The 23,603-nt window shown below is 39.3% G+C and carries 22 protein-coding genes; all 22 read left to right on the forward strand.

Features of this window, described 5'->3' with window-relative positions; all coding sequences use genetic code 11:
- The first annotated feature begins 30 nt into the window (after positions 1–30).
- The 22 genes from gyrA to PAN06_RS00230 all read left to right on the forward strand — a co-directional run bounded on the left by gyrA (position 31) and on the right by PAN06_RS00230 (position 23,537).
- Positions 31–2,499: a DNA gyrase subunit A gene (gene gyrA / locus PAN06_RS00125; protein ID WP_269795260.1), complete on the forward strand. Its 2,469-nt coding sequence runs from the start codon at positions 31–33 to the stop codon at positions 2,497–2,499.
- Positions 2,499–3,242 (forward strand): class A sortase, encoded by a 744-nt coding sequence (locus PAN06_RS00130; protein WP_033681684.1) that lies wholly within the window; start codon positions 2,499–2,501, stop codon positions 3,240–3,242. The genes gyrA and PAN06_RS00130 overlap by 1 nt, the downstream gene beginning before the upstream one ends.
- A gap of 142 nt (positions 3,243–3,384) precedes the next feature.
- Positions 3,385–4,182: a formate/nitrite transporter family protein gene (locus PAN06_RS00135; protein ID WP_000254773.1), complete on the forward strand. Its 798-nt coding sequence runs from the start codon at positions 3,385–3,387 to the stop codon at positions 4,180–4,182.
- Positions 4,183–4,328: 146 nt separating this feature from the next.
- Positions 4,329–5,609 (forward strand): O-acetylhomoserine aminocarboxypropyltransferase/cysteine synthase family protein, encoded by a 1,281-nt coding sequence (locus tag PAN06_RS00140; protein WP_004260699.1) that lies wholly within the window; start codon positions 4,329–4,331, stop codon positions 5,607–5,609.
- 96 nt (positions 5,610–5,705) lie between these two features.
- A complete protein-coding gene (locus PAN06_RS00145) occupies positions 5,706–6,980 on the forward strand; it encodes a DUF2130 domain-containing protein (protein WP_004260696.1) in 1,275 nt (424 codons plus the stop codon).
- A gap of 6 nt (positions 6,981–6,986) precedes the next feature.
- The gene (locus PAN06_RS00150) at positions 6,987–8,657 is read left to right on the forward strand and encodes a hypothetical protein (RefSeq protein WP_269795261.1); all 1,671 of its coding nucleotides are present in this window, start codon (positions 6,987–6,989) and stop codon (positions 8,655–8,657) included.
- 9 nt (positions 8,658–8,666) lie between these two features.
- Complete coding sequence (locus PAN06_RS00155; RefSeq protein ID WP_004260688.1) at positions 8,667–9,467, forward strand: hypothetical protein; 801 nt, start codon at positions 8,667–8,669, stop codon at positions 9,465–9,467.
- Positions 9,468–10,553, forward strand: a complete 1,086-nt coding sequence (locus PAN06_RS00160) for an AAA family ATPase (protein ID WP_004260685.1) — start codon at positions 9,468–9,470, stop codon at positions 10,551–10,553.
- A gap of 20 nt (positions 10,554–10,573) precedes the next feature.
- Positions 10,574–11,452, forward strand: a complete 879-nt coding sequence (truB, locus tag PAN06_RS00165; protein WP_269795280.1) for a tRNA pseudouridine(55) synthase TruB — start codon at positions 10,574–10,576, stop codon at positions 11,450–11,452.
- A gap of 110 nt (positions 11,453–11,562) precedes the next feature.
- On the forward strand, positions 11,563–12,201 hold the full coding sequence (gene udk / locus PAN06_RS00170; RefSeq protein WP_001181376.1) for a uridine kinase: 639 nt from the start codon (positions 11,563–11,565) through the stop codon (positions 12,199–12,201).
- A gap of 127 nt (positions 12,202–12,328) precedes the next feature.
- Positions 12,329–13,669, forward strand: a complete 1,341-nt coding sequence (gene xseA / locus PAN06_RS00175; RefSeq protein ID WP_269795262.1) for an exodeoxyribonuclease VII large subunit — start codon at positions 12,329–12,331, stop codon at positions 13,667–13,669.
- The gene (locus PAN06_RS00180; protein ID WP_000043226.1) at positions 13,647–13,859 is read left to right on the forward strand and encodes an exodeoxyribonuclease VII small subunit; all 213 of its coding nucleotides are present in this window, start codon (positions 13,647–13,649) and stop codon (positions 13,857–13,859) included. The genes xseA and PAN06_RS00180 overlap by 23 nt, the downstream gene beginning before the upstream one ends.
- Complete coding sequence (locus PAN06_RS00185) at positions 13,856–14,731, forward strand: polyprenyl synthetase family protein (RefSeq protein ID WP_004260674.1); 876 nt, start codon at positions 13,856–13,858, stop codon at positions 14,729–14,731. Before PAN06_RS00180 ends, PAN06_RS00185 begins: the two co-directional genes overlap by 4 nt.
- A complete protein-coding gene (locus tag PAN06_RS00190; RefSeq protein ID WP_269795263.1) occupies positions 14,724–15,539 on the forward strand; it encodes a TlyA family RNA methyltransferase in 816 nt (271 codons plus the stop codon). Before PAN06_RS00185 ends, PAN06_RS00190 begins: the two co-directional genes overlap by 8 nt.
- Positions 15,532–15,963: an arginine repressor gene (locus tag PAN06_RS00195; protein WP_004260668.1), complete on the forward strand. Its 432-nt coding sequence runs from the start codon at positions 15,532–15,534 to the stop codon at positions 15,961–15,963. Before PAN06_RS00190 ends, PAN06_RS00195 begins: the two co-directional genes overlap by 8 nt.
- Positions 15,964–15,969: 6 nt before the next feature.
- Complete coding sequence (recN, locus tag PAN06_RS00200; RefSeq protein ID WP_269795264.1) at positions 15,970–17,637, forward strand: DNA repair protein RecN; 1,668 nt, start codon at positions 15,970–15,972, stop codon at positions 17,635–17,637.
- A 1-nt stretch (position 17,638) separates the two neighbouring features.
- Positions 17,639–18,367 carry a metallophosphoesterase family protein gene (locus PAN06_RS00205; RefSeq protein WP_061590461.1) on the forward strand — a complete coding sequence of 243 codons (729 nt, stop codon included), beginning with the start codon at positions 17,639–17,641 and terminating at the stop codon, positions 18,365–18,367.
- A 78-nt stretch (positions 18,368–18,445) separates the two neighbouring features.
- A complete protein-coding gene (gene lepA, locus PAN06_RS00210; protein ID WP_001047207.1) occupies positions 18,446–20,269 on the forward strand; it encodes a translation elongation factor 4 in 1,824 nt (607 codons plus the stop codon).
- Positions 20,270–20,373: 104 nt separating this feature from the next.
- The gene (locus PAN06_RS00215) at positions 20,374–20,985 is read left to right on the forward strand and encodes a hypothetical protein (protein ID WP_269795265.1); all 612 of its coding nucleotides are present in this window, start codon (positions 20,374–20,376) and stop codon (positions 20,983–20,985) included.
- Positions 20,986–21,193: 208 nt separating this feature from the next.
- Positions 21,194–21,670 (forward strand): PTS sugar transporter subunit IIA, encoded by a 477-nt coding sequence (locus PAN06_RS00220; RefSeq protein WP_269795266.1) that lies wholly within the window; start codon positions 21,194–21,196, stop codon positions 21,668–21,670.
- Positions 21,671–21,708: 38 nt separating this feature from the next.
- Positions 21,709–22,014, forward strand: a complete 306-nt coding sequence (locus PAN06_RS00225) for a PTS sugar transporter subunit IIB (RefSeq protein ID WP_023942583.1) — start codon at positions 21,709–21,711, stop codon at positions 22,012–22,014.
- 47 nt (positions 22,015–22,061) lie between these two features.
- Positions 22,062–23,537 carry a PTS galactitol transporter subunit IIC gene (locus PAN06_RS00230; protein ID WP_070479246.1) on the forward strand — a complete coding sequence of 492 codons (1,476 nt, stop codon included), beginning with the start codon at positions 22,062–22,064 and terminating at the stop codon, positions 23,535–23,537.
- Positions 23,538–23,603: the final 66 nt, after the last annotated feature.

The following is a 23,603-nucleotide window of genomic DNA, read 5'->3' on the forward strand; positions in this document are numbered from 1 at the left end:
ATTACTAATAGTGAAATGAGGCATTTATTAATGCAGGATAGAAATTTAGTGAATGTCAATCTGACAAAGGAGATGAAGACGAGCTTTATCGACTACGCCATGAGTGTTATCGTAGCGCGGGCCCTTCCTGATGTTCGAGATGGCTTGAAACCGGTTCACCGTCGGATTCTCTATGGAATGAATGAATTGGGTGTTACTCCAGACAAACCCCATAAAAAATCTGCTCGTATTACTGGAGATGTCATGGGTAAATTTCACCCACACGGGGATTCCTCTATCTATGAAGCAATGGTCCGCATGGCTCAATGGTGGAGCTACCGTTACATGCTTGTAGATGGGCATGGAAACTTTGGTTCCATGGATGGAGATGGTGCTGCCGCTCAGCGTTATACTGAGGCACGTATGAGCAAGATTGCTCTAGAAATGCTTCGAGATATCAATAAGAATACGGTTGACTTCGTTGATAACTATGATGCCAATGAACGTGAACCCTTGGTCTTGCCAGCACGCTTTCCTAATCTTTTGGTAAATGGAGCAACTGGTATTGCTGTTGGGATGGCAACCAATATTCCACCTCATAATCTGGGTGAAACCATTGATGCAGTGAAGTTAGTTATGGACAATCCTGAAGTGACCACTAAGGACTTGATGGAAGTCTTGCCAGGGCCAGATTTTCCAACTGGTGCTCTTGTTATGGGGAAATCAGGTATTCATAAGGCTTATGAAACAGGTAAAGGATCGATTGTCCTCCGTTCACGTACTGAAATTGAAGAAACTAAGACTGGCCGTGAGCGTATTGTTGTAACAGAATTTCCTTATATGGTCAATAAAACAAAGGTGCATGAGCATATTGTTCGTTTGGTTCAGGAAAAACGCATTGAGGGCATCACAGCAGTCCGTGATGAGTCAAACCGTGAAGGAGTTCGTTTCGTAATCGAGGTCAAACGAGATGCATCCGCAAATGTTATCCTCAATAACCTCTTCAAGATGACCCAGATGCAAACCAACTTTGGTTTCAATATGCTTGCTATCCAAAATGGGGTACCGAAGATTTTGTCCCTTCGTCAGATTTTGGATGCTTATATCGAGCACCAAAAAGAAGTGGTTGTTCGTCGTACTCGTTTTGATAAGGAAAAAGCAGAAGCGCGTGCTCATATCTTAGAAGGTCTCTTGATTGCGCTAGACCATATCGATGAAGTGATTCGTATCATCCGTGCTAGTGAAACGGATGCGGAAGCACAAGCTGAGTTGATGAGCAAGTTTAAGCTTTCTGAACGTCAAAGTCAAGCCATTCTTGATATGCGTCTTCGTCGTTTAACAGGTTTGGAACGCGATAAGATTCAGTCTGAGTATGATGACCTCTTGGCTCTGATTGCTGATTTAGCAGATATTCTAGCTAAGCCGGAACGTGTTTCTCAGATCATCAAAGATGAATTAGACGAAGTTAAACGTAAATTTGGTGACCAACGTCGTACGGAATTGATGGTCGGTGAGGTCTTGAGTCTTGAAGATGAGGATCTAATTGAAGAATCGGATGTTTTGATCACTCTTTCTAACAAAGGTTACATCAAACGTCTGGACCAAGCTGAGTTTACTGCTCAAAAACGTGGGGGTCGTGGTGTTCAAGGTACAGGTGTTAAGGATGACGATTTTGTTCGTGAGTTAGTGTCAACTAGTACCCATGATCACCTGCTCTTCTTCACAAATAAAGGACGCGTCTATCGCCTGAAAGGATATGAAATTCCTGAATATGGCCGTACTGCTAAGGGATTGCCAATTGTCAATCTTTTGAAATTGGATGAAGGCGAAAGTATTCAAACCATCATCAATGTTGAGTCTGAACGCAGTGATGACGCTTATCTCTTCTTCACAACTCGTCATGGTATTGTGAAGAGAACCAGCGTTAAGGAATTTGCTAACATTCGTCAGAATGGTCTCAAGGCTTTGAATCTCAAGGATGAAGATGAGCTGATTAATGTCTTGTTGACGGAAGAAGACACGGATATTATCATTGGTACCAAGTTTGGTTATTCAGTTCGCTTTAATCAATCAGCTGTTCGTGGTATGAGTCGTATCGCCACTGGTGTGAAAGGTGTTAACCTTCGTGACGGAGACACAGTTGTTGGTGCTAGTGTGATTACAGACCAGGACGAGGTTCTTATCATCACAGAAAAGGGCTATGGTAAGCGCACAGTTGCGACCGAATATCCAACTAAAGGTCGTGGTGGTAAAGGGATGCAAACCGCTAAGATTACAGAAAAGAACGGTTCTCTTGCTGGTCTTATGACAGTTAAAGGCGATGAAGATTTGATGATTATCACTGATACTGGTGTCATGATTAGAACCAACGTTGCCAATATTTCACAAACAGGTCGCTCAACTATGGGAGTTAAGGTGATGCGCCTCGATCAAGATGCCAAAATTGTAACCTTTACAACAGTGGCAGCCGCAGAGAAAGAAGAAGTTGGGGCAGAAAACGAAACAGAAGGTGAAGCATAATGTCTCATAAAAAGAATAATAAGAAAATCAAACGAAAAAATCTGCTGACAAATATCTTGGCTGTATTTCTCATACTGATCTCTATTGCTTTAATTTTTAATGCAAAGATTCGTGATGCTTTTATTGCTTGGAATAGTAATAAATACCAAGTTAGTCAAGTATCAAAAGAAAAAATAGAAGAAAATCAGGACACAGAGGGAAATTTTGATTTTGATTCAGTAAAAGCCATTTCCTCTGAAGCTGTTTTAGCCTCTCAATGGGATAATCAAAAATTACCTGTTATTGGAGGAATTGCAATACCTGAGCTTGAAATTAATTTACCTATCTTTAAGGGGATTGCAAATGTCAATCTTTTATATGGTGCGGGTACCATGAAGCGTGACCAAGAAATGGGTAAAGGGAATTATTCATTAGCTAGCCATCATATTTTCACAGGTGATAATGCTAGTCAGATGCTCTTTTCTCCACTAGATCGTGCGAAAAAAGGGATGAAAATTCACTTGACAGACAAGAATAAAGTGTATACCTATGAAATTAGTGAAGTGAAACGAGTTACACCAGATAGAGTAGATGAAATTGATGACCGAACTGGTGTTGATGAAATTACTTTAGTAACTTGTGAGGATGCAGCAGCTACTGAGCGGATCATTGTAAAGGGTGATTTGAAAGAAACAAAAGATTATTCACAAACATCTGACGAAATTCTGACAGCCTTCAATCAACCATATAAACAATTTTATTAGTTCTAAAAGAATCAGTGAAGATTAAGTTTCATTGATTCTTTTAATATTTTCATAAAATAAACTTTTATGAAATACAGAAAACGTTTCCTTAATTCTAAAGTTTATGTTATAATTATCACAAATAAAAGTTTAGGAGTTTATTATGGTTTCTTCAGAATTTATCTCAAAGATTGAATTTGCTTGCAAGAAGAAAGAAAGTCTTTATAGTCAAAGCAAATTTAAGTATGCGATTCGTTCGATGTTTGCAGGTGCATTCTTAACTTTCAGTACAGCTGCTGGTGCAGTAGGGGCTGACTTGATTAATAAAATTGCACCAGGTAGTGGACGCTTCCTCTTCCCCTTTGTCTTTGCTTGGGGATTGGCCTACATTGTTTTCTTGAATGCCGAGTTGGTAACATCAAACATGATGTTCTTGACTGCTGGTAGTTTCTTGAAAAAAATTTCTTGGAGAAAAACAGCTGAGATTTTACTTTACTGTACCTTGTTCAACCTTATTGGGGCCTTGATAGCAGGTTGGGGCTTTGCTCATTCGGCAGCCTATGCACATCTGACTCACGATAGTTTCATCTCAGGGGTTGTTGAGATGAAGTTAGGTCGTTCAAATGAATTAATCTTGCTTGAGGCGATTTTGGCAAATATTTTCGTAAATATTGCGATTCTTTCATTTGTTTTGGTCAAAGATGGTGGCGCTAAACTATGGCTCGTTTTATCAGCAATTTATATGTTTGTATTCTTAACAAACGAGCACATCGCTGCGAACTTTGCTTCTTTCGCGATTGTAAAATTCAGTGTTGCTGCTGATTCAATTGCTAACTTTGGTGTTGGAAATATGCTTCGTCACTGGGGTGTAACCTTCATTGGAAACTTTATCGGAGGAGGCCTCTTGATGGGTCTTCCATATGCCTTCCTCAATAAAAATGAAGATACTTACGTAGATTAAGAAAATGAGCACGATTAAGTCGTGCTTTTTCGTTTTTAAAATAGGGTAATAGCTATTTCTTATATCAAAATATAGAAAACTGATATTTGTAAACTATACCTTAAGATGCTACAATATCTTTAATCAAACTATTTGGAGGTCGTTTTATGACTCGTGATTTAAAATTTGAAACTTTGCAACTGCATGCTGGGCAAGTAGTTGATCCAGCAACTAAGTCTCGTGCAGTGCCGATTTATCAAACAACATCCTTTGTTTTTGATGACACGCAGGAAGGTGCCGATTTGTTTGCCTTGAGAAAACCAGGGAACATTTATACTCGTATCACAAACCCTACAACAGCTGCCTTCGAAGAAAGAATTGCTGCCCTTGAAGGTGGTGTTGGAGCTCTTGCAACCGCATCAGGTATGGCCGCAGTGACTTATACGATTTTGGCACTTGCCCACGCTGGTGACCATGTAGTAGCAGCCTCAACTATTTACGGTGGAACCTTCAATCTCTTGAAGGAAACCCTTCCTCGTTATGGTATCACAACAACCTTTGTGGATGTGGATAATTTAGAGGAAGTGGAAGCAGCGATCAAAGACAATACCAAGCTTGTATTGATTGAAACCTTGGGCAACCCCTTGATTAACATTCCAGACTTGGAAAAACTGGCAGAGATTGCTCATAAACATCAGATTCCACTTGTTTCTGACAATACTTTTGCTACACCTTATTTGATTAACGTCTTTTCTCACGGTGTTGATATTGTCATTCACTCTGCGACTAAGTTTATTGGTGGGCATGGTACGACTATTGGTGGAGTGATTGTCGATAGCGGGCGTTTTGACTGGGCGGCTTCAGGAAAATTCCCTCAATTTGTTGAGGAAGACCCAAGCTACCACAATTTGAGCTATACTCGTGATGTGGGGGCAGCAGCCTTTATTATCGCTGTTCGTGTTCAATTGCTCCGTGATACAGGTGCAGCCTTGTCACCATTTAATGCCTTTCTCTTACTCCAAGGACTTGAAACCCTTTCTCTTCGTGTGGAACGTCATGTACAAAATGCAGAGAAAATTGTTGATTTCCTTGTCAACCATCCTAAGGTAGAAAAAGTCAACTATCCAAAACTTGCTGATAGTCCTTACCATACTTTGGCTGAAAAATACTTGCCAAAAGGTGTCGGTTCAATCTTTACCTTCCATGTCAAAGGTGGAGAGGCAGAAGCACGTAAGGTGATTGATCATTTAGAAATCTTTTCTGACCTAGCAAACGTGGCAGATGCTAAATCGCTTGTTGTTCATCCAGCTACAACCACTCACGGTCAATTGTCAGAAAAAGATCTAGAAGCAGCAGGTGTCACACCAAACCAAATCCGCTTGTCAATCGGTCTTGAAAATGTAGAAGATTTGATTGAAGACTTGCGCTTGGCCTTGGAAAAAATTTAAAGAAAAAAGAAGATAAACAGTGGGTTTCGACTCACTGTTTTTGATTTTCCCTCAGGCATGATATAATGGTTACAGAAGTCTAGAAAGAGGAACGATATGAACGAAATCAAATGCCCCAACTGTGGGGAAGTCTTTACAGTAAATGAAAGTCAGTATGCTGAACTTTTGTCTCAAGTGAGAACGGTAGAGTTTGATAAGGAATTGCACGATCGGATGAAGCAGGAACTGGCCTTGGCAGAGCAAAAGGCCATGAATGAACAACAGTCTAAACTAGCTCAAAAAGACCAAGAAATTGCTCAATTGCAGAGTCAAATCCAAAACTTTGATACAGAAAAAGAATTGGCCAAGAAAGAGGTTGAACAGACAAGCCATGAGGCCTTATTGGCTAAGGATAAGGAAGTACAGTCCTTGGAAAACCAATTGGCGACCTTACGTTTAGAGCATGAAAATCAACTACAGAAGACCCTCTCCGACCTAGAAAAAGAACGAGACCAGGTTAAAAATCAGCTTCTCTTGCAAGAAAAAGAAAACGAGCTTTCTCTTGCTTCTGTTAAGCAAAACTATGAAGCACAGCTCAAAGCAGCCAGTGAACAAGTCGAATTTTATAAGAATTTCAAGGCACAGCAGTCTACAAAAGCTATCGGGGAAAGTCTGGAACACTATGCAGAGAGTGAGTTTAACAAGGTCCGTAGTTTTGCCTTTCCAAATGCCTACTTTGAGAAGGATAACAAGATTTCAGCGCGTGGGTCTAAGGGTGACTTTATCTTCCGCGAGAGTGATGAAAATGGGGTCGAAATCATTTCCATCATGTTTGAGATGAAAAACGAAGCTGATGGAACAGAGAAGAAGCACAAGAATGCAGATTTTTACAAGGAATTGGACAAGGACCGTCGGGAGAAGAACTGTGAGTATGCCGTTTTGGTGACCATGCTTGAGGCCGATAACGACTACTTTAACACGGGGATTGTTGATGTCAGCCACGAATATGAAAAAATGTATGTAGTTCGTCCTCAATTCTTTATCCAGTTGATTGGGCTCTTGCGAAATGCGGCGCTTAATTCCCTAAAATATAAGCAGGAGTTGGCTTTGGTTCGGGAGCAAAATATTGACATCACTCATTTTGAAGAGGACTTGGATGCCTTTAAGCTAGCTTTTGCTAAGAACTATAATTCGGCTTCGACTAACTTTGGCAAAGCCATCGATGAAATCGACAAGGCCATCAAACGCATGGAAGAGGTCAAGAAGTCCCTAACCACATCCGAAAACCAACTTCGCCTCGCAAACAATAAATTGGAAGATGTTTCGGTCAAAAAATTGACTCGGAAAAATCCAACTATGAAAGCGAAGTTTGAAGCATTGAAGGGGGAGTAGAAAACAGTGGAAAATGAATTATTAGTATTGAATGCAGAAGAAGTATATGAGTCTGAAAATTTAAACTACGATGAGTTAGAAGAACTACTGGAACAACAATTTACAACTGAGTTTTCTAATCTTGAAAAATTGGAATTGGAATGTAAAGAAATTAATTCCCCAGATAAATTAGGGGATGCTATTTTAGATGAAATTTGGAGTCAATTTGCGAACCAAATTGGTTTAGATATGACAAGCGACACGCTTCTTAAGCAGTATAACGATAAACATCCTAATGGTTATACAAAAGAAGAGGGAACTAAGATACTGAATGATAAAAGATATACTGATGCAAATAAAGCTATGAAAGAAAAGCAAAAATCCAATAATTTAAAGGATGAATATACTGGTAAAACTTTAAAAATAAATGAGAAGGCTAATTTGGATCATGTTGTTCCTCGTAAAAAAATATTTGATAATAATTGGAGAAAAATCGCTGATATTGAAACTGCTGATTTAGCAAATAAAAAGGAAAATTTTGCAGCAACTAATGAATCTCTGAATAAAAGTAAAGGAGCAACATCCAATAGTGACTATATAAAGAATAGAGAAGCGAGAGAAAAAAAACTTAGGGATCAAGTTCAAAGAGCCAATGAGAAAATTGATAAGAAAAATATCTCAGATTCAGAAAAGAAAAATTTAAAAGCGGAAAATGAAAAAAGGTTAAATGATAAATTAGCGGCTGATTCAGAGAAAATGCTAAAAACTGAGAAAAGAGCAAATAACTCTATTAATAAACATATTGCAAAAAAAGCACCTGTAAAAATGGTTAATAAAGCTGGTAAAGATGCTATAAAAGCTATGTTGGTTGCTGCTTTATTTGGAATGTTGAAAGAAATTATGAATGCTTTAGTGAGATATTTTAAATCAAAAAAACAATCTTTTGATACATTTCTTAAGGAAATGAAAAAATCTCTTCATTCATTTTTTGGTAAAATCAAAGATTTTATTAAAGTTGGTGTAGACAGTTTTGTTGGAAGCATCGTAGGAGAAATTATTGGTGCTTTCGCTGAAAAACTAAGAAAGTTACCAAATTTGGTAAAACAATTATTTGGTTCAATTAGAGAAAGTATCTCTTATCTATCAAACCCTGAGAATGAATCTCATTCTACTGCAATTAAAATTGCCCATGTTTCAAAAATTATTACATCCGCATTAGTAGGTGTAGGCGCAATGTTTTTAGGAGAATATTTTGAACAGTTCTTAAATAAGATACCAGGTATGACTTTTGAAATAAAACTTCTAGGAACAATTGCTAATATTTTAGGGATGTTCTTAGCAAGTTTACTAACTGGAATCTTGGGAGCAATTATCATTAACGGACTTGATGGCTTTATTTCAAGGAAACTACAAGATGAGAATAAAAGGCAACAAGCTGATAAGAGAAATGAATTGTTAAGAATTCAGGAAGTCCAAATTTTTGTTGCCGAGCAAAATGTTGCTATTAAACGAAACCACATTTTTAGTAAGATGGCTAAGAACCATCAAAAACTAAGAGAACTACTTGGTGATGTTGAAGAAGAGTTTTCTAATTCAAAGATTGATTTCAAACAGCGATTATTAGCTAATGAAATTTATTTTGATGAAAAACAAAGAGAACTTGAAGAAATGCAAAGTGCATTAAATGATTTATTATAGGAGAATGTTATGTCAGAAGAATTAGAAATTCAAGTTTTAGCCAATTCTGAAAGATTTAATGAAAAAAAACAAGCATTAAAAGCCTTTAGTGAAGAGATTCCTGAACAATTTGATTTACCTACTGTTCCAGATGAAGAGAATATATTGAATTTGTTTTCTGTGGACTATGGAGTCAAGGGAAAAGATTTAAATGCACTTAGAGAAGCTGTTCATAACAAGATTTTTAATCAAAATGAACATATCAAAAAGATTATTCAGGAATTTAATACAATTTACGAAACATTTCAAATATTGGATGATGAGTATATTCAAAGCATTTCAAAGTCTTTGATTGCAGCAAAAGAGGCAAATAATAAAGCTATACAGGGATTGCATGAGATAGAAGAATATCAAACTGGTAATAAAAAATTATTAGATGATGTTTTTAAACAGAATAAAGATTTAATTGATGTATTGAAGAAACATCATAAAAAATTAGAAGAGTTAGAACAACTTGAAGATAAGCAAAGTGAAATTCATATTGAAATTGATAGTTTAAAAGCGAAGCTAAAATCATTAGTGAAAATAGAAAATAGTTTTAACGATTTGCATTTACAAGTTGAAGAAACACAAAATAATCTTAAAAACGATGTAGACAAGATGAATGTTCGATTAATAGAGGAAGGTAAAAATCTTACTTTAATTGTCGAGAAATTTCAAACTGAACTAGAGGAAAAACAAAAAGAGATTAGTTTCCTTAGAAAAGGATTCTATACTATTGGAGTCGCTGTTGTTATAATAGTATTATTTCTATTGTTTAAAGGAATGTAGATGATTAGTGAAACTTATTTAAAATTGTTAAAATCGGAAGTGAAAAAACTGGATGATTTAACAAATAATACTTATGAATTAGAAATAATTCTTCAAGATATAGTTGATAATATTAAAAATGCTGAGTTAGAATTTATAAAACGATTAGGAAACTTGACAAGTAAAGAGACATTCTTAAAAATCAAAGATAAGCAAACTAGTCTATTGGAATTATTGTATAAATATCTTGGCTCTAGAGTTATTGATACAAATTATTTAATTTTGAAAGAAACAAATCATAAATCATTTGAAGAACTTGCAAATGATTTAAAGTCATTAATAGGTTTAGAAAATGTTAAGAAAGAAATTAAAGATTTAGTAGCGTTTAATAAAGTTCAACAAAGTAGAGAAAAAATCGGTCTTAAAAAAACAAACAGAACTATGCATATGGCGTTTTTAGGTAATCCAGGTACAGGTAAAACTACTGTGGCTAGAATCGTTGGGAATATGTATCGTTCATTAGGAATACTAAGTAAAGGTCATTTTATTGAAGCAACTAGAACAGACTTAATAGCAGAATATCAAGGACAGACGGCTTCGAAAGTGAAGAGATTGATACAAAAAGCCAAAGGTGGTGTATTGTTTATTGATGAAGCATATAGTATTACTGAAAACGATAAAAGTGATAGTTATGGTCGAGAGTGTTTAACTGAGTTAACAAAAGCATTAGAAGACTATCGTGATGATTTGGTGGTTATTGTTGCTGGATATGATGAATTGATGAAAAAATTTTTTGAATCTAATCCTGGGTTAAAATCAAGATTTAATTATTTTATTACGTTTGAAGATTATACTGTGGACCAAATGTTTGATATTTTTCTTTCATATTGCAAAAATGAAGAGTACATTTTGCATGATTCTGCAAAAGAAAAATTAAAAAAATATTTAGAATTACATAGTAGCAATCCTGAAAATAAAAATGCAAATGGGCGATTTATAAGAAATGTTTTTGACAGGATAATTATGAACCAAGCAAGAAGATTAGCCACACAATCTTTTGTTACAAAAGATAATTACATTACAATTCTTGAAGAAGATATTTCATGAATGAAATTAGAAAGCGACGCATGAACGGTATTATCAACTTAAAAAAAGAAGCGGGAATGACCTCGCATGATGCGGTTTTTAAACTGCGTAAGATTTTGGGAACCAAGAAGATTGGTCATGGTGGGACCTTGGATCCGGATGTGGTGGGTGTTTTGCCCATTGCAGTTGGCAAGGCGACACGCATGGTCGAGTTTATGCAGGACGAGGGCAAGGTCTATGAGGGGGAAATCACTCTTGGCTATTCAACGACGACCGAGGATGAAAGTGGAGAAGTGGTCACGGAGACCCCTGTTCTGTCGCCCCTGGATGAAAAGCTTATCGATGAAGCGATTGCTAGCTTGACTGGGCCTATTACTCAGATTCCGCCTATGTATTCAGCTGTTAAGGTTAATGGTCGCAAACTCTATGAGTATGCGCGTGCAGGTCAAGAAGTAGAGCGTCCAGAACGACAGGTGACTATTTATCAATTTGAGCGGACAAGTCCGATTTCTTATGAGGGTTATCTTGCACGCTTTACTTTTCGTGTGAAATGTAGCAAGGGAACCTATATTCGTACCTTATCGGTTGACTTGGGAGAAAAATTGGGTTATGCGGCTCATATGTCACATCTCACTCGTACTAGTGCAGCCGGTTTACAGCTAGAAGACGCTCTTACATTGGAAGAAATTGCTGAAAAAGTGGAGGCTAGTCAATTGGACTTTCTTCATCCTCTAGAGATTGGGACAGGCGACCTTGTCAAAGTTTTCCTAACTCAAGAAGAGGCTACAGAAGTACGCTTTGGTCGTTTTATCGAACTCGACCAAACAGAACAAGAATTGGCTGCTTTTGAAGGAGATACATTGCTAGCCATTCTAGAAAAACGGGACAATCTCTACAAACCAAGGAAGGTTTTTAGCTAATCTAACTGGAGTGTGGGGATGGAATTCTTCCCCTAGACTATCCAAATCAGACTATAAATTTTGCACAAAATGTGATAGAATAGACGACGGATAAAAAAACGGAGGATAGCATGCAAAATAGACCAATCATTATCGGAGTGACAGGTGGTTCTGGTGGAGGTAAGACCAGTGTTTCAAGAGCCATTTTATCGCATTTCCCTGATGAAAAGATTTCCATGATTGAGCATGACTCATACTACAAGGATCAGTCTCATTTGACCTTTGAAGAGCGTGTCAAAACCAACTACGACCATCCTTTTGCCTTTGATACAGACTTGATGATCGAGCAGATTAAGGAATTGTTGGCAGGGCGTCCGGTGGACATTCCGACTTACGACTATACAGAGCATACACGAAGCAGCAAGACTTATCGTCAGGAGCCTCAAGATGTCTTTATCGTTGAGGGGATTTTGGTCTTGGAGGATAAGCGTCTGCGCGATTTGATGGATATTAAGATTTTTGTGGATACGGATGATGATGTGCGCATTATTCGTCGTATCAAGCGTGATATGGAAGAGCGTGGCCGTAGCCTTGATAGCGTCATTGACCAGTACTTAGGTGTGGTTAAACCTATGTACCATCAGTTTATCGAACCAACCAAGCGTTATGCTGATATCGTCATTCCTGAAGGGGTCAGCAATACAGTTGCTATTGACCTTTTGACGACCAAGATTGCAAAGATTTTGGAAGAAGCTCGAAATAGCAAATAATCAGATGTGGAGGCCTTGCCTCCTTTTTCTATTTTTCCCTCATAATGGTACATAAATGGAGATTTTTAGGCATATTTTTGGTATAATAATACCAATGAAAGAGCAAGAAAATGAATAGTAGGTGGAGATGGAAAAGTATTTATCGGTAACAACTTTGACCAAGTATCTGAAAATGAAATTCGATAAAGACCCTTACTTGGAACGGGTCTATTTAACTGGTCAAGTTTCCAATTTTCGTAAACGACCTACTCACCAATATTTCTCCCTAAAAGATGACCATGCAGTTATTCAAGCGACCATCTGGTCTGGAATTTATCAGAAATTAGGTTTCGACCTGGAAGAAGGGATGAAGATCAATGTGATTGGGCGTGTGCAGGTCTATGAGCCAAGTGGAAGCTACTCCATTATCATTGAAAAGGCAGAGCCTGATGGGGTTGGGGCGCTTGCGATTCAGTTTGAACAACTCAAGAAAAAATTGGCAGAAGAAGGCCTGTTTCAAGAACGCTTTAAGCAATCTCTGCCCCAATTTTCTAAGAGAATTGGTGTAGTTACCAGTCGCAGTGGAGCCGTTATTCGAGATATTATCACGACCGTCAGCAGGCGATTTCCAGGTGTCGATATCCTACTTTATCCAACTAAGGTGCAAGGTGAAGGTTCTGCGGAGGAAATTGCTCGAAATATTGCGCGTGCCAATCAACGTGACGATTTGGATTTGCTGATTATTGGTCGTGGTGGGGGTTCTATCGAGGATCTCTGGGCTTTTAACGAGGAAATTGTGGTACGAGCTATTTTTGAATCTCGTTTACCAGTTATCTCTAGTGTGGGGCATGAGACGGATGTGACCTTGGCAGATTTTGTGGCAGATCGCCGGGCTGCAACGCCAACAGCAGCTGCTGAACTAGCGACACCTGTGACCAAGTTGGATTTATTAACTCATTTGCAAAATCAGGAAAAGCGGATGGCAACAGCAGTCCGAAATGTCCTATCGAAGAAACAAGAAGCTTTGAAAAAATGCAGTCAGTCTGTTATCTTTAGACAGCCAGAGCGTTTGTATGATGGCTATTTGCAAAGGCTAGATCAATTACAACTGCGATTAAAACAAAGTTTGCGAACACGGATTTCTGATAACAAACAGACAGTACAAGCAAGGACGCATCGACTGGTACAATTATCACCCGTTACCAAAATCCAACGCTATCAAGACCGTCTAGGTCAGTTGGACAAGCTTCTCCGTAGCCAAATGGCGCTGGTTTATGATGCCAAGGTTGCTGAAGTCAAGCGACTTTCAGAAGCCTTGCTCATGTTGGATACCAGTCGAATTGTGGCGCGTGGTTATGCTATTGTCAAAAAAGAAGAGTCAGTTGTGGATTCGGTTGAGAGTTTGAAGAAAAAAGACCAAGTGACGCTTTTGATGCGAGATGGTCAAGTAGAATTAGAGGTTAAAGATGTCAAAACAAAAGAAATTTGAGGAAAATCTAGCAGAACTGGAGACTATTGTCCAAAGTTTGGAAAATGGTGAAATTGCTCTGGAAGATGCGATTGCTGCCTTTCAAAAGGGTATGGTCTTGTCAAAAGAGCTCCAAGCAACGCTGGACAAGGCTGAAAAGACCTTGGTCAAGGTTATGCAAGAAGACGGAACAGAAAGTGATTTTGAATGAAAAAGCAAGAAAAATTAGCTCTTGTCGAGTCGGCCTTGGAAGACTTTTATGGAGACCAGCAGTTTGCCTCTAGTTTGCGAGAGTCTGTTCTCTATTCCATTCATGCTGGTGGCAAGCGTATTCGGCCTTTTCTCTTGTTAGAAGTTTTGGAAGCCTTGCAGGTCGCTATTAAACCAGCACATGCACAGGTGGCTGCAGCCTTGGAAATGATTCATACAGGGAGCTTGATTCACGATGATCTTCCTGCCATGGATGATGATGATTACCGTCGAGGGCGGTTGACCAATCATAAGAAATTTGGTGAAGCTATGGCCATTTTGGCTGGAGATGCTTTATTCCTAGATCCTTATGCCTTGATAGCGCAGGCAGATTTGCCAAGTCAGATCAAGGTGGACTTGATTGCTAACTTATCCCTAGCTTCAGGAAGTCTGGGCATGGTGGCAGGGCAGGTTTTGGACATGGAGGGTGAACACCAGCATTTGTCTTTGGAAGAACTCCAGACTATTCATGCTAATAAGACTGGAAAATTACTAGCTTATCCCTTCCAAGCAGCTGCTATTATAGCCGAATTGGCACCTGAGATGCAGGCAAAGCTGAAAACTATTGGGGAATTGATTGGGCTTGCTTTTCAAGTTCGAGATGATGTATTGGATGTGACAGCTAGTTTTGAGGAAATTGGCAAGACACCACAAAAGGACCTACAGGCTGAAAAGTCAACCTATCCAGCCTTGTTGGGCTTGGAAGAGGCCATTGCTTTTTGTAACCAGACTCTGGATCAAGCTAATGCCAAATTAGAAGAAATTGCCCAGCAGATTCCCTTTGATACAGAATCGATTGTAAGTGTAGTAGAAAGTTTGAGAATCAATGGCTAAGGAAAGAGTGGATGTACTAGCTTATAAACAGGGCTTGTTTGAAACGCGAGAACAGGCTAAGCGTGGCGTCATGGCTGGACTAGTCGTAGCAGTCCTGAATGGAGAACGGTTTGATAAACCAGGAGAGAAAATCCCAGACGACACCGAGCTAAAACTCAAGGGTGAAAAACTCAGGTATGTCAGTCGTGGCGGCTTGAAATTGGAAAAGGCTATACAGGTCTTTGATTTGTCAGTTGAGGGAGCGACCACGATTGATATTGGAGCTTCTACTGGAGGCTTTACCGACGTCATGTTACAGAATGGTGCTGAGTTAGTCTTTGCAGTCGATGTTGGTACCAATCAATTAGCTTGGAAACTACGCCAAGACCCACGGGTGGTTAGCATGGAGCAGTTCAATTTCCGCTATGCTGAAAAGACTGATTTCGAGCAGGAGCCGAGCTTTGCCAGTATTGATGTGAGTTTCATTTCCCTCAGTCTGATTCTTCCGGCCTTGCACCGCGTCTTGGCTGAACAAGGTCAGGTCGTGGCTCTAGTTAAGCCTCAGTTTGAAGCAGGACGTGAGCAAATCGGGAAAAATGGAATTATTCGAGATGCTAAGGTTCATCAGAATGTCCTTGAATCTGTCACAGCTATGGCAGTAGAGGAAGGTTTTTCAGTCCTTGGTTTGGATTTTTCTCCCATCCAAGGTGGTCATGGAAATATTGAGTTTTTAGCGTATTTGAAAAAAGAAGAGTCAGCAAGCAATCAGGTTCTTGCTGAGATTGCAGAAGTAGTAGAGAGGGCGCATAGTCAATTTAAAAATGAATAAAAAAGAGAGACTTGAAAAAATTAGACGATTTGTGACAGATTATCAAATCGGTACGCAAGAAGAAATTGTAGAACATTTGAAAGAAGCTGGCATTACTGCCACTCAAGCAACGGTATCCCGAGATATCAAAGAGCTAGGCATTGTCAAAATTCCTTTGAGAGATAACACCTATGTCTATGAATTGCCAAAATCAATCGTAAAAAGTTTGCAACTGGCTGAAGACAATATCGAATCGGCTGAATTGATGGATAAGATGATCAATCTCCAAGTTATCCCAGGGAATACGGCTTTTGTAAAAGTTCAGTTAATTGAGACTTTTGAGGACAAGATTTTTAGCTGTTTAGCTGATGATAGCTCGATTTTAGTCATTGCCAGAAGTGAAAGTCTAGCTGAGGAAATCTTTGAACAAGTAAAAAATTGGTAGGTCTGTATGTTACTTGAAATTTCGATAAAAAACTTTGCCATTATTGAGGCTATTTCCCTCAATTTTGAGAAAGGTATGACTGTCCTGACTGGTGAAACGGGTGCAGGGAAGTCGATTATCATTGATGCCATGAATATGATGTTGGGAGCTCGTGCGACAACAGATGTTATTCGTCATGGTGCGCCAAAGGCAGAGATTGAGGGGCTTTTCTCAGTTGAGAATAGTCGCCTTTTACAGGAAATTTTTGATGAGCAAGGTTTGGAAATGGGTGATGAGATTATCATCCGTCGAGAAATCTTGCAAAATGGTCGTAGTATCAGCCGTGTCAATGGCCAGATGGTCAATCTGTCTGTTTTGCGTGCTATTGGACAACATCTTGTGGATATTCATGGTCAGCATGACCAAGAGGAGTTAATGCGTCCTCAACTTCATATCCAGATGTTGGATGAATTTGGCGATGCAGCTTTTTGGGACTTGAAAGAAACCTATCAAACGAGTTTTGATGCCTACCGTAAAATGCGTAAGCAGGTTCTGGAAGTCAAGAAAAACCAACAAGAACATAAGGCACGTATCGAAATGTTGGAATTTCAAATGGCAGAGATTGAGGCAGCAAACTTGCAGGCTGGAGAAGATTTGGCTCTTAATCAAGAGCGTGATAAACTGCTCAACCATAAAAATATTGCGGATACACTGACCAATGCATACAGCATGTTGGACAATGAAGATTTTTCAAGTCTGGCCAATGTTCGTTCAGCCATGAATGACATGGAAAGTATCGAAGAGTATGACCCTGAATACCGTGAAATTTCAAGCTCACTGTCTGAGACCTACTATGTTTTAGAAGATATTAGCAAACGTTTAGAGGCAATCATTGAAGACCTTGATTTTGATGGCAATCGTCTCATGCAGGTTGAGAATCGTTTGGACCTCCTTCATACTATTACCCGTAAGTATGGTGGGACTGTAGACGATGTCTTGCTTTATTTTGCTAAGATTACGGAAGAATACAATCTCTTGACAGGCAATAATCTTTCATCTGAGGACATGGAAGCAGAGCTCAAGAAATTGGAAGTTAATCTTGTCGATTTGGCAGGTCAGCTTGCATCTGCTCGTCATGACTTGGCTCAGCAACTAGAAGCAGAGATTAAACAAGAACTGCAAGATCTTTATATGGAAAAAGCTCAGTTTCAGGTTCGTTTTAGCAAGGGAAAATTCAGTCGTGAAGGCAATGAAATGGTTGAGTTTTATATTTCAACCAACCCTGGCGAAGACTTTAAACCCTTGGTCAAGGTTGCATCTGGTGGGGAATTATCTCGTCTCATGCTAGCCATTAAGTCTGCCTTTTCACGTAAAGAAGGCAAGACCAGCATAGTCTTTGATGAGGTGGACACAGGAGTTTCAGGCCGTGTAGCTCAGGCTATTGCACAGAAGATTCACAAGATTGGCCAGCATGGTCAGGTTCTGGCTATTTCCCATTTGCCACAAGTGATTGCGATTGCGGATTATCAATTCTTTATTGAGAAGATTAGTAATGACCATTCAACGGTTTCGACTGTTCGTCTCTTGACGGTTGAAGAGCGAGTGGAAGAAGTTGCCAAGATGTTGGCAGGTGATGATGTGACGGAAGCCGCCCTTAGTCAAGCTAGAGAATTGTTGAGAAACAGGGAGAAATAAGATGACAGACTATTATGTAATTGGAGATGTTCACGGAAAAGCTGGGATGCTGGAAGACCTTCTCAAAACCTGGGATGGTCAGACCCAGTTGCTCTTTCTAGGGGACTTGATTGACCGCGGTGAGGATAGTCGCCGTGTCCTAGAGATGGTTAAGGACTTAGTGGACAATCAAGGGGCTATCTGTCTATCAGGAAACCACGAGTATATGTTTTTGACTTGGCTCGATAACCCAGAAGAAAGCTATGACCACTATCGTCGCAATGGTGGAGATACAACCATTAACTCTATCCTAGGTCGACCCTTGGATGCACCGGTTGATGGAGTAGAAGATGCCAAGCGTGTTGCTACTGAAGCAGCAGACTTGGTCGAATTTATTCGTCAAATGCCGTTTGTGGTAGAGACAGACAAGTATATCTTTGTTCACGCAGGTATTGATTTGACCTTGGATGACTGGCATGAAACTACAGATTATAAAAAAGTTTGGCTTAGAAAACCATTCCACGAAGCAGAAAATCATACTGGAAAAATCATTGTCTTTGGCCATACACCGGTATATGGTTTGTTAAAGCAAGAGCGTGGGACAGCTGATCTTTGGACTACAGAAGATGGCAAGATTGGGATGGACGGAGGAGCTGTTTATGGTGGTGTCCTTCATGGGATTGTCTTTACAGACCAAGGAATGACAGAACACCACTTTATCGAAAATGACGGCTTTGTTGCTGAAGATTAGTACTCCTGGCAGGGTATGGTCTTGTCAAAATGTCAAAAACAATTTATAATTAATAGATACCCTGAAAGGAAGAGAATCATGAACTTAGAAGAATTGAAAAAACGACAGGAGAAGATCCGTAACTTCTCTATTATCGCTCATATTGACCACGGGAAATCAACTCTAGCAGACCGCATTTTGGAAAAAACAGAGACGGTTTCCAGCCGTGAAATGCAGGCCCAGCTTTTGGATAGCATGGATTTAGAGCGGGAACGTGGGATTACCATTAAGTTGAATGCCATCGAGTTGAATTACACGGCAAAAGATGGCGAGACTTATATTTTCCACTTGATTGACACGCCGGGACACGTTGACTTTACCTATGAAGTTTCACGTTCGCTAGCTGCTTGTGAGGGAGCAATTTTGGTGGTCGATGCTGCTCAAGGGATTGAGGCTCAAACCCTTGCCAATGTTTATCTAGCCTTGGACAATGATTTGGAAATCATGCCAGTCATTAACAAAATTGACCTACCGGCTGCAGATCCAGAGCGCGTGCGTACAGAGATTGAAGATGTGATTGGTTTGGATGCCAGTGAAGCAGTTTTGGCTTCTGCCAAGGCTGGTATTGGGATTGAAGAAATCCTCGAGCAAATCGTAGAAAAAGTACCAGCACCAACAGGTGATGTGACGGCACCACTTAAGGCCTTGATTTTCGACTCTGTTTACGATGCCTACCGTGGGGTTATTCTCCAAGTGCGTGTCATGGATGGGGTGGTCAAACCTGGCGATAAGATTCAGCTTATGAGCAATGGCAAGACCTTTGATGTGACCGAAGTCGGTATCTTTACACCCAAAGCAGTTGGTCGTGATTTCCTTGCGACTGGTGACGTTGGTTATATTGCAGCTTCTATCAAGACGGTTCAGGACACTCGTGTGGGTGATACTGTTACTTTGGCAACCAATCCTGCAGCAGAGCCATTACATGGCTACAAGCAGATGAATCCTATGGTCTTTGCGGGCCTCTATCCAATCGAATCAAACAAGTACAATGACCTACGTGAAGCCCTTGAAAAATTGCAACTGAATGATGCTAGTCTCCAATTTGAACCAGAAACATCTCAGGCACTTGGATTTGGTTTCCGTTGTGGTTTCCTTGGACTTCTCCATATGGATGTTATCCAAGAACGTTTGGAACGTGAGTTTAACATCGACCTCATCATGACAGCTCCGTCTGTTATCTATAAGGTTAATTTGACTGACGGTGAGTCTATGGATGTGTCTAACCCATCTGAGTTCCCAGACCCAACTAAGATTGCGACTATTGAGGAACCTTATGTTAAGGCGCAAATCATGGTCCCACAGGAGTTCGTCGGAGCAGTGATGGAATTAGCTCAGCGCAAGCGTGGTGACTTTGTGACTATGGACTATATTGATGATAACCGTGTCAATGTTATCTACCAAATTCCTCTTGCTGAAATTGTCTTTGACTTCTTTGATAAACTTAAGTCTTCGACACGTGGTTATGCAAGCTTTGACTACGAATTGTCAGAGTATCGCCCATCTAAGCTGGTCAAAATGGACATCCTTCTCAATGGAGACAAGGTGGATGCCCTCAGCTTTATCGTTCACAAGGACTTTGCCTACGAACGTGGAAAACTCATCGTTGATAAACTTAAGAAAATTATCCCTCGCCAACAATTTGAGGTTCCAATTCAAGCAGCTATTGGACACAAGATTGTGGCTCGTACTGATATCAAGGCCCTTCGTAAGAACGTACTTGCTAAATGTTATGGTGGTGACGTTTCTCGTAAGCGTAAACTCCTTGAAAAACAAAAAGCTGGTAAGAAACGCATGAAAGCTATCGGATCAGTAGAAGTTCCACAAGAAGCCTTCCTTAGCGTCTTGAGTATGGATGAGGAATAGAAATGAAAACAAAACTCTTGAAGATTTCTCAAGAGTTTTTGTTATTACTGTTATAATTTGACATCTATCCTTACTTCTACTATAGTAGGTAGTGGAGGAAGTTTATGAAAAAAAGTTTAGTTTTAGCAACAATTTTTATATCAAGTTTTGCATTAACGGCATGTTCAAATAAGAGTCAAACAGAATCTAGCACGAATGTGATTACTAGTTCTTCAAGTAGCCAGGAAGGGTCTACCCCGACGACTACAAGTTCTGATAAGAAGACTGAAGAAACACAGGTTATTGGTTCTGATGAGTATGGGTTCGTTAAAGTACCAAAGTCTTGGATTAAGTTCAATGAAGTACAGGGAGGCAATGATATTCAATATTCAGACGGTACGGATGTCAATATTGTCACCTTGAATACTTTTAAAGCAGAACAATTTGGTATTCCTGATAATGAATTTCAAAAACTTGAAACAGTTCGTATTTCTGATAGTATTTTTACTTCAAAAGAAAGTAATCCAGAATTCACTAAAGTTTGGGGTTCTAAGTCAACTATTGGAGGTTATGAAGCCTATGTAGTTAACGCAATTTCTAAGTCTGGAAAATACATCATTACATGGATTTTTAAATCTAGTGATGGTAAGTTCAGATATGTTGCTTTAGAAGGGACTCCAGAAACATTAAAAAATCTACTTCCCATGATTGAAGAGAGTTGGACAATTCAAAAATAATTATTAAAGCAGGATTGGTATCCTGTTTTTTTGTTTAAGTCATTAAAAACCGATTTAAATGTTTGTTTTAAATGTTTGTTTTAATTATAAAGATAAAAAATAAACAAAATAATCAAAAAAAGGACAAAAAACAACAAAAAATATTGACAACGATTTCATATAGTGTTATACTTATAGCATAAAGTTAATGGAAAGAAGGGAAAACCTTATGGGATTAGATCATTTCTTTGACAAAAACCTTGTGTTTTGCTTAGAAGCGGATAATCAAGAACATCTCTTTGATCAGGTTGCAACTTTATTGGAAGAACGAGAAATTGTAACTCCAACTTATCGTGAAGCCTTGATCACGCGTGAAAAGTCATTTCCAACTGGCTTAGATATGGAATTTTTGGGTAAGGATTTGCCGAATGTGGCTATTCCTCACACGGATATTGCTCATAATCTAGCCGAAAAAGTTGTGGTCGTTCGATTAGAAAAACCAGTGACTTTCCACAATATGATTGCGCCAGATAAGGAAGTAGAAGTATCCTTACTCTTCTTTATCATTAATAACTCAAGTTCAAGCCAAACGAACATTCTTGCTCAGTTGATGGACTTCTTTACTGGAAATGGTCATCTTGAAGACCTATCAAAAATTTCTGAACCAGAAGCCCTCTATGCTTATATTGCTGAAGCAATTGCTTAATCTTGTCTATTAAAAATATTAAATCGGAGGAAATCCATATGATTAAAATTCTTGCTGCCTGCGGTGCAGGTGTTAACTCAAGCCACCAAATTAAAAGTGCTCTTGAAGAAGAACTTTCAAACCGCGGTTTTGATGTTCACTGTGATGCAGTTATGGTTAAAGATGTTAACGAAGACCTTATCAAAGGTTATGACATCTTCACACCAATTGCTGCTACAGACCTTGGTTTTGAACCAGGTATTCCAGTTATCGAAGCTGGACCAATCTTATTCCGTATCCCAGCTATGAGTGCTCCAGTATTTGACAATATTGAAGCAGCTATCAAAGAACACGGATTAAGCTAATTTTAATTTGTTAACATTCATATAACTATAATAAGGGAGGAACTATTATGGATGTCATTATCGAACTAGCCAATAAGCTGTTCAAACCTATCTTGGATATGGGTGGACCAATCATCATGCTGATCATTTTGACAGTATTGGCTCTACTTTTTGGAGTGAAATTCTCCAAAGCGCTTGAAGGTGGTATCAAACTTGCCATCGCTCTTACTGGTATCGGTGCTATCATCGGTATGCTAAATGGTGCTTTCTCAGCATCACTTGCAAAATTCGTTGAAAATACTGGTATTCAATTGAACATCACTGACGTTGGTTGGGCACCACTTGCTACAATCACTTGGGGATCTGCTTGGACACTTTACTTCTTGCTCATCATGTTGATTGTCAACGTAGTGATGCTTGCTATGAAGAAAACTGACACACTTGACGTCGATATCTTCGATATCTGGCACTTGTCTATCACAGGTCTTTTGATTAAATGGTATGCAGACAACAATGGAGTTAGCCAAGGAGTTTCACTCTTCATCGCCACTGCAGCAGTTGTCCTTGTAGGTGTTCTTAAAATCATCAACTCTGATTTGATGAAACCTACATTTGATGACCTTCTTAACGCACCAAGTTCATCACCAATGACTTCAACTCACATGAACTACATGATGAACCCAGTTATCATGGTTTTGGATAAGATTTTTGAAAAATTCTTCCCAGGTCTAGATAAATATGACTTTGATGCTGCTAAATTGAACAAAAAAATCGGTTTCTGGGGATCTAAATTCTTCATCGGTTTCATCCTTGGTATCGTTATTGGTTTGATGGGTACTCCACATCCAGTTGAAGGACTTAAAGATGCAGCAAACTGGCAAGAAGTTATCAAAGGTTGGTTATCTCTTGGTTTGACAGCTGGTGTAGCTTTGGAACTCTTCTCACTTATCGGTTCATGGTTCATTGCTGCCGTAGAACCACTTTCACAAGGTATTACAAACGTTGCTACTAAACGTTTGGAAGGACGTAAGTTTAACATCGGTCTAGACTGGCCATTCATCGCTGGTCGTGCTGAAATCTGGGCTTGTGCAAACGTACTTGCACCAATTATGTTGATTGAAGCAGTACTTCTTTCAAACGTCGGAAATGGTATCTTGCCACTTGCAGGTATCATCGCTATGGGTGTTACTCCAGCTCTCTTGGTTGTAACACGTGGTAAATTGCTCCGCATGATTATCTTCGGAACACTCTTGTTGCCACTCTTCCTTCTTTCAGGTACACTTATCGCGCCATTTGCAACAGAACTTGCTAAAGGTGTAGGTGCCTTCCCAGAAGGTGTGAGCCAAACTCAATTGATCACTCACTCGACTCTTGAAGGACCAATCGAAAAACTTCTTGGTTGGACAATTGGTAACACTACAACTGGTGATATCAAAGCAATCCTTGGTGCTGTAGTCTTCCTTGTATTCTATATCGGTATCTTTGCTTGGTACAGAAAACAAATGATTAAACGTAACGAAGAGTACGCAGCAAAAGCAAAATAATGCGCTCCTATAAAATGTAAATTGTTGAAACTAGGTTGTCATACCATTAGGAGTGACAGCCTAGTT

The organism is Streptococcus sp. SM3 (assembly GCF_027497875.1).

Coding starts and splice junctions, on each gene's coding strand:
- recN (WP_269795264.1), top strand. CDS start 15,970: ATGTTACTTGAAATTTCGATAAAAAACTTTGCCATTATTGAGGCTATT.
- PAN06_RS00225 (WP_023942583.1), top strand. CDS start 21,709: ATGATTAAAATTCTTGCTGCCTGCGGTGCAGGTGTTAACTCAAGCCAC.
- xseA (WP_269795262.1), top strand. CDS start 12,329: ATGGAAAAGTATTTATCGGTAACAACTTTGACCAAGTATCTGAAAATG.
- PAN06_RS00190 (WP_269795263.1), top strand. CDS start 14,724: ATGGCTAAGGAAAGAGTGGATGTACTAGCTTATAAACAGGGCTTGTTT.
- udk (WP_001181376.1), top strand. CDS start 11,563: ATGCAAAATAGACCAATCATTATCGGAGTGACAGGTGGTTCTGGTGGA.
- gyrA (WP_269795260.1), top strand. CDS start 31: ATGCAGGATAGAAATTTAGTGAATGTCAATCTGACAAAGGAGATGAAG.
- PAN06_RS00135 (WP_000254773.1), top strand. CDS start 3,385: ATGGTTTCTTCAGAATTTATCTCAAAGATTGAATTTGCTTGCAAGAAG.
- PAN06_RS00220 (WP_269795266.1), top strand. CDS start 21,194: ATGGGATTAGATCATTTCTTTGACAAAAACCTTGTGTTTTGCTTAGAA.
- PAN06_RS00140 (WP_004260699.1), top strand. CDS start 4,329: ATGACTCGTGATTTAAAATTTGAAACTTTGCAACTGCATGCTGGGCAA.
- PAN06_RS00195 (WP_004260668.1), top strand. CDS start 15,532: ATGAATAAAAAAGAGAGACTTGAAAAAATTAGACGATTTGTGACAGAT.
- PAN06_RS00160 (WP_004260685.1), top strand. CDS start 9,468: ATGATTAGTGAAACTTATTTAAAATTGTTAAAATCGGAAGTGAAAAAA.
- lepA (WP_001047207.1), top strand. CDS start 18,446: ATGAACTTAGAAGAATTGAAAAAACGACAGGAGAAGATCCGTAACTTC.
- PAN06_RS00180 (WP_000043226.1), top strand. CDS start 13,647: ATGTCAAAACAAAAGAAATTTGAGGAAAATCTAGCAGAACTGGAGACT.
- PAN06_RS00205 (WP_061590461.1), top strand. CDS start 17,639: ATGACAGACTATTATGTAATTGGAGATGTTCACGGAAAAGCTGGGATG.
- PAN06_RS00155 (WP_004260688.1), top strand. CDS start 8,667: ATGTCAGAAGAATTAGAAATTCAAGTTTTAGCCAATTCTGAAAGATTT.
- PAN06_RS00145 (WP_004260696.1), top strand. CDS start 5,706: ATGAACGAAATCAAATGCCCCAACTGTGGGGAAGTCTTTACAGTAAAT.
- truB (WP_269795280.1), top strand. CDS start 10,574: ATGAACGGTATTATCAACTTAAAAAAAGAAGCGGGAATGACCTCGCAT.
- PAN06_RS00185 (WP_004260674.1), top strand. CDS start 13,856: ATGAAAAAGCAAGAAAAATTAGCTCTTGTCGAGTCGGCCTTGGAAGAC.
- PAN06_RS00130 (WP_033681684.1), top strand. CDS start 2,499: ATGTCTCATAAAAAGAATAATAAGAAAATCAAACGAAAAAATCTGCTG.
- PAN06_RS00215 (WP_269795265.1), top strand. CDS start 20,374: ATGAAAAAAAGTTTAGTTTTAGCAACAATTTTTATATCAAGTTTTGCA.
- PAN06_RS00230 (WP_070479246.1), top strand. CDS start 22,062: ATGGATGTCATTATCGAACTAGCCAATAAGCTGTTCAAACCTATCTTG.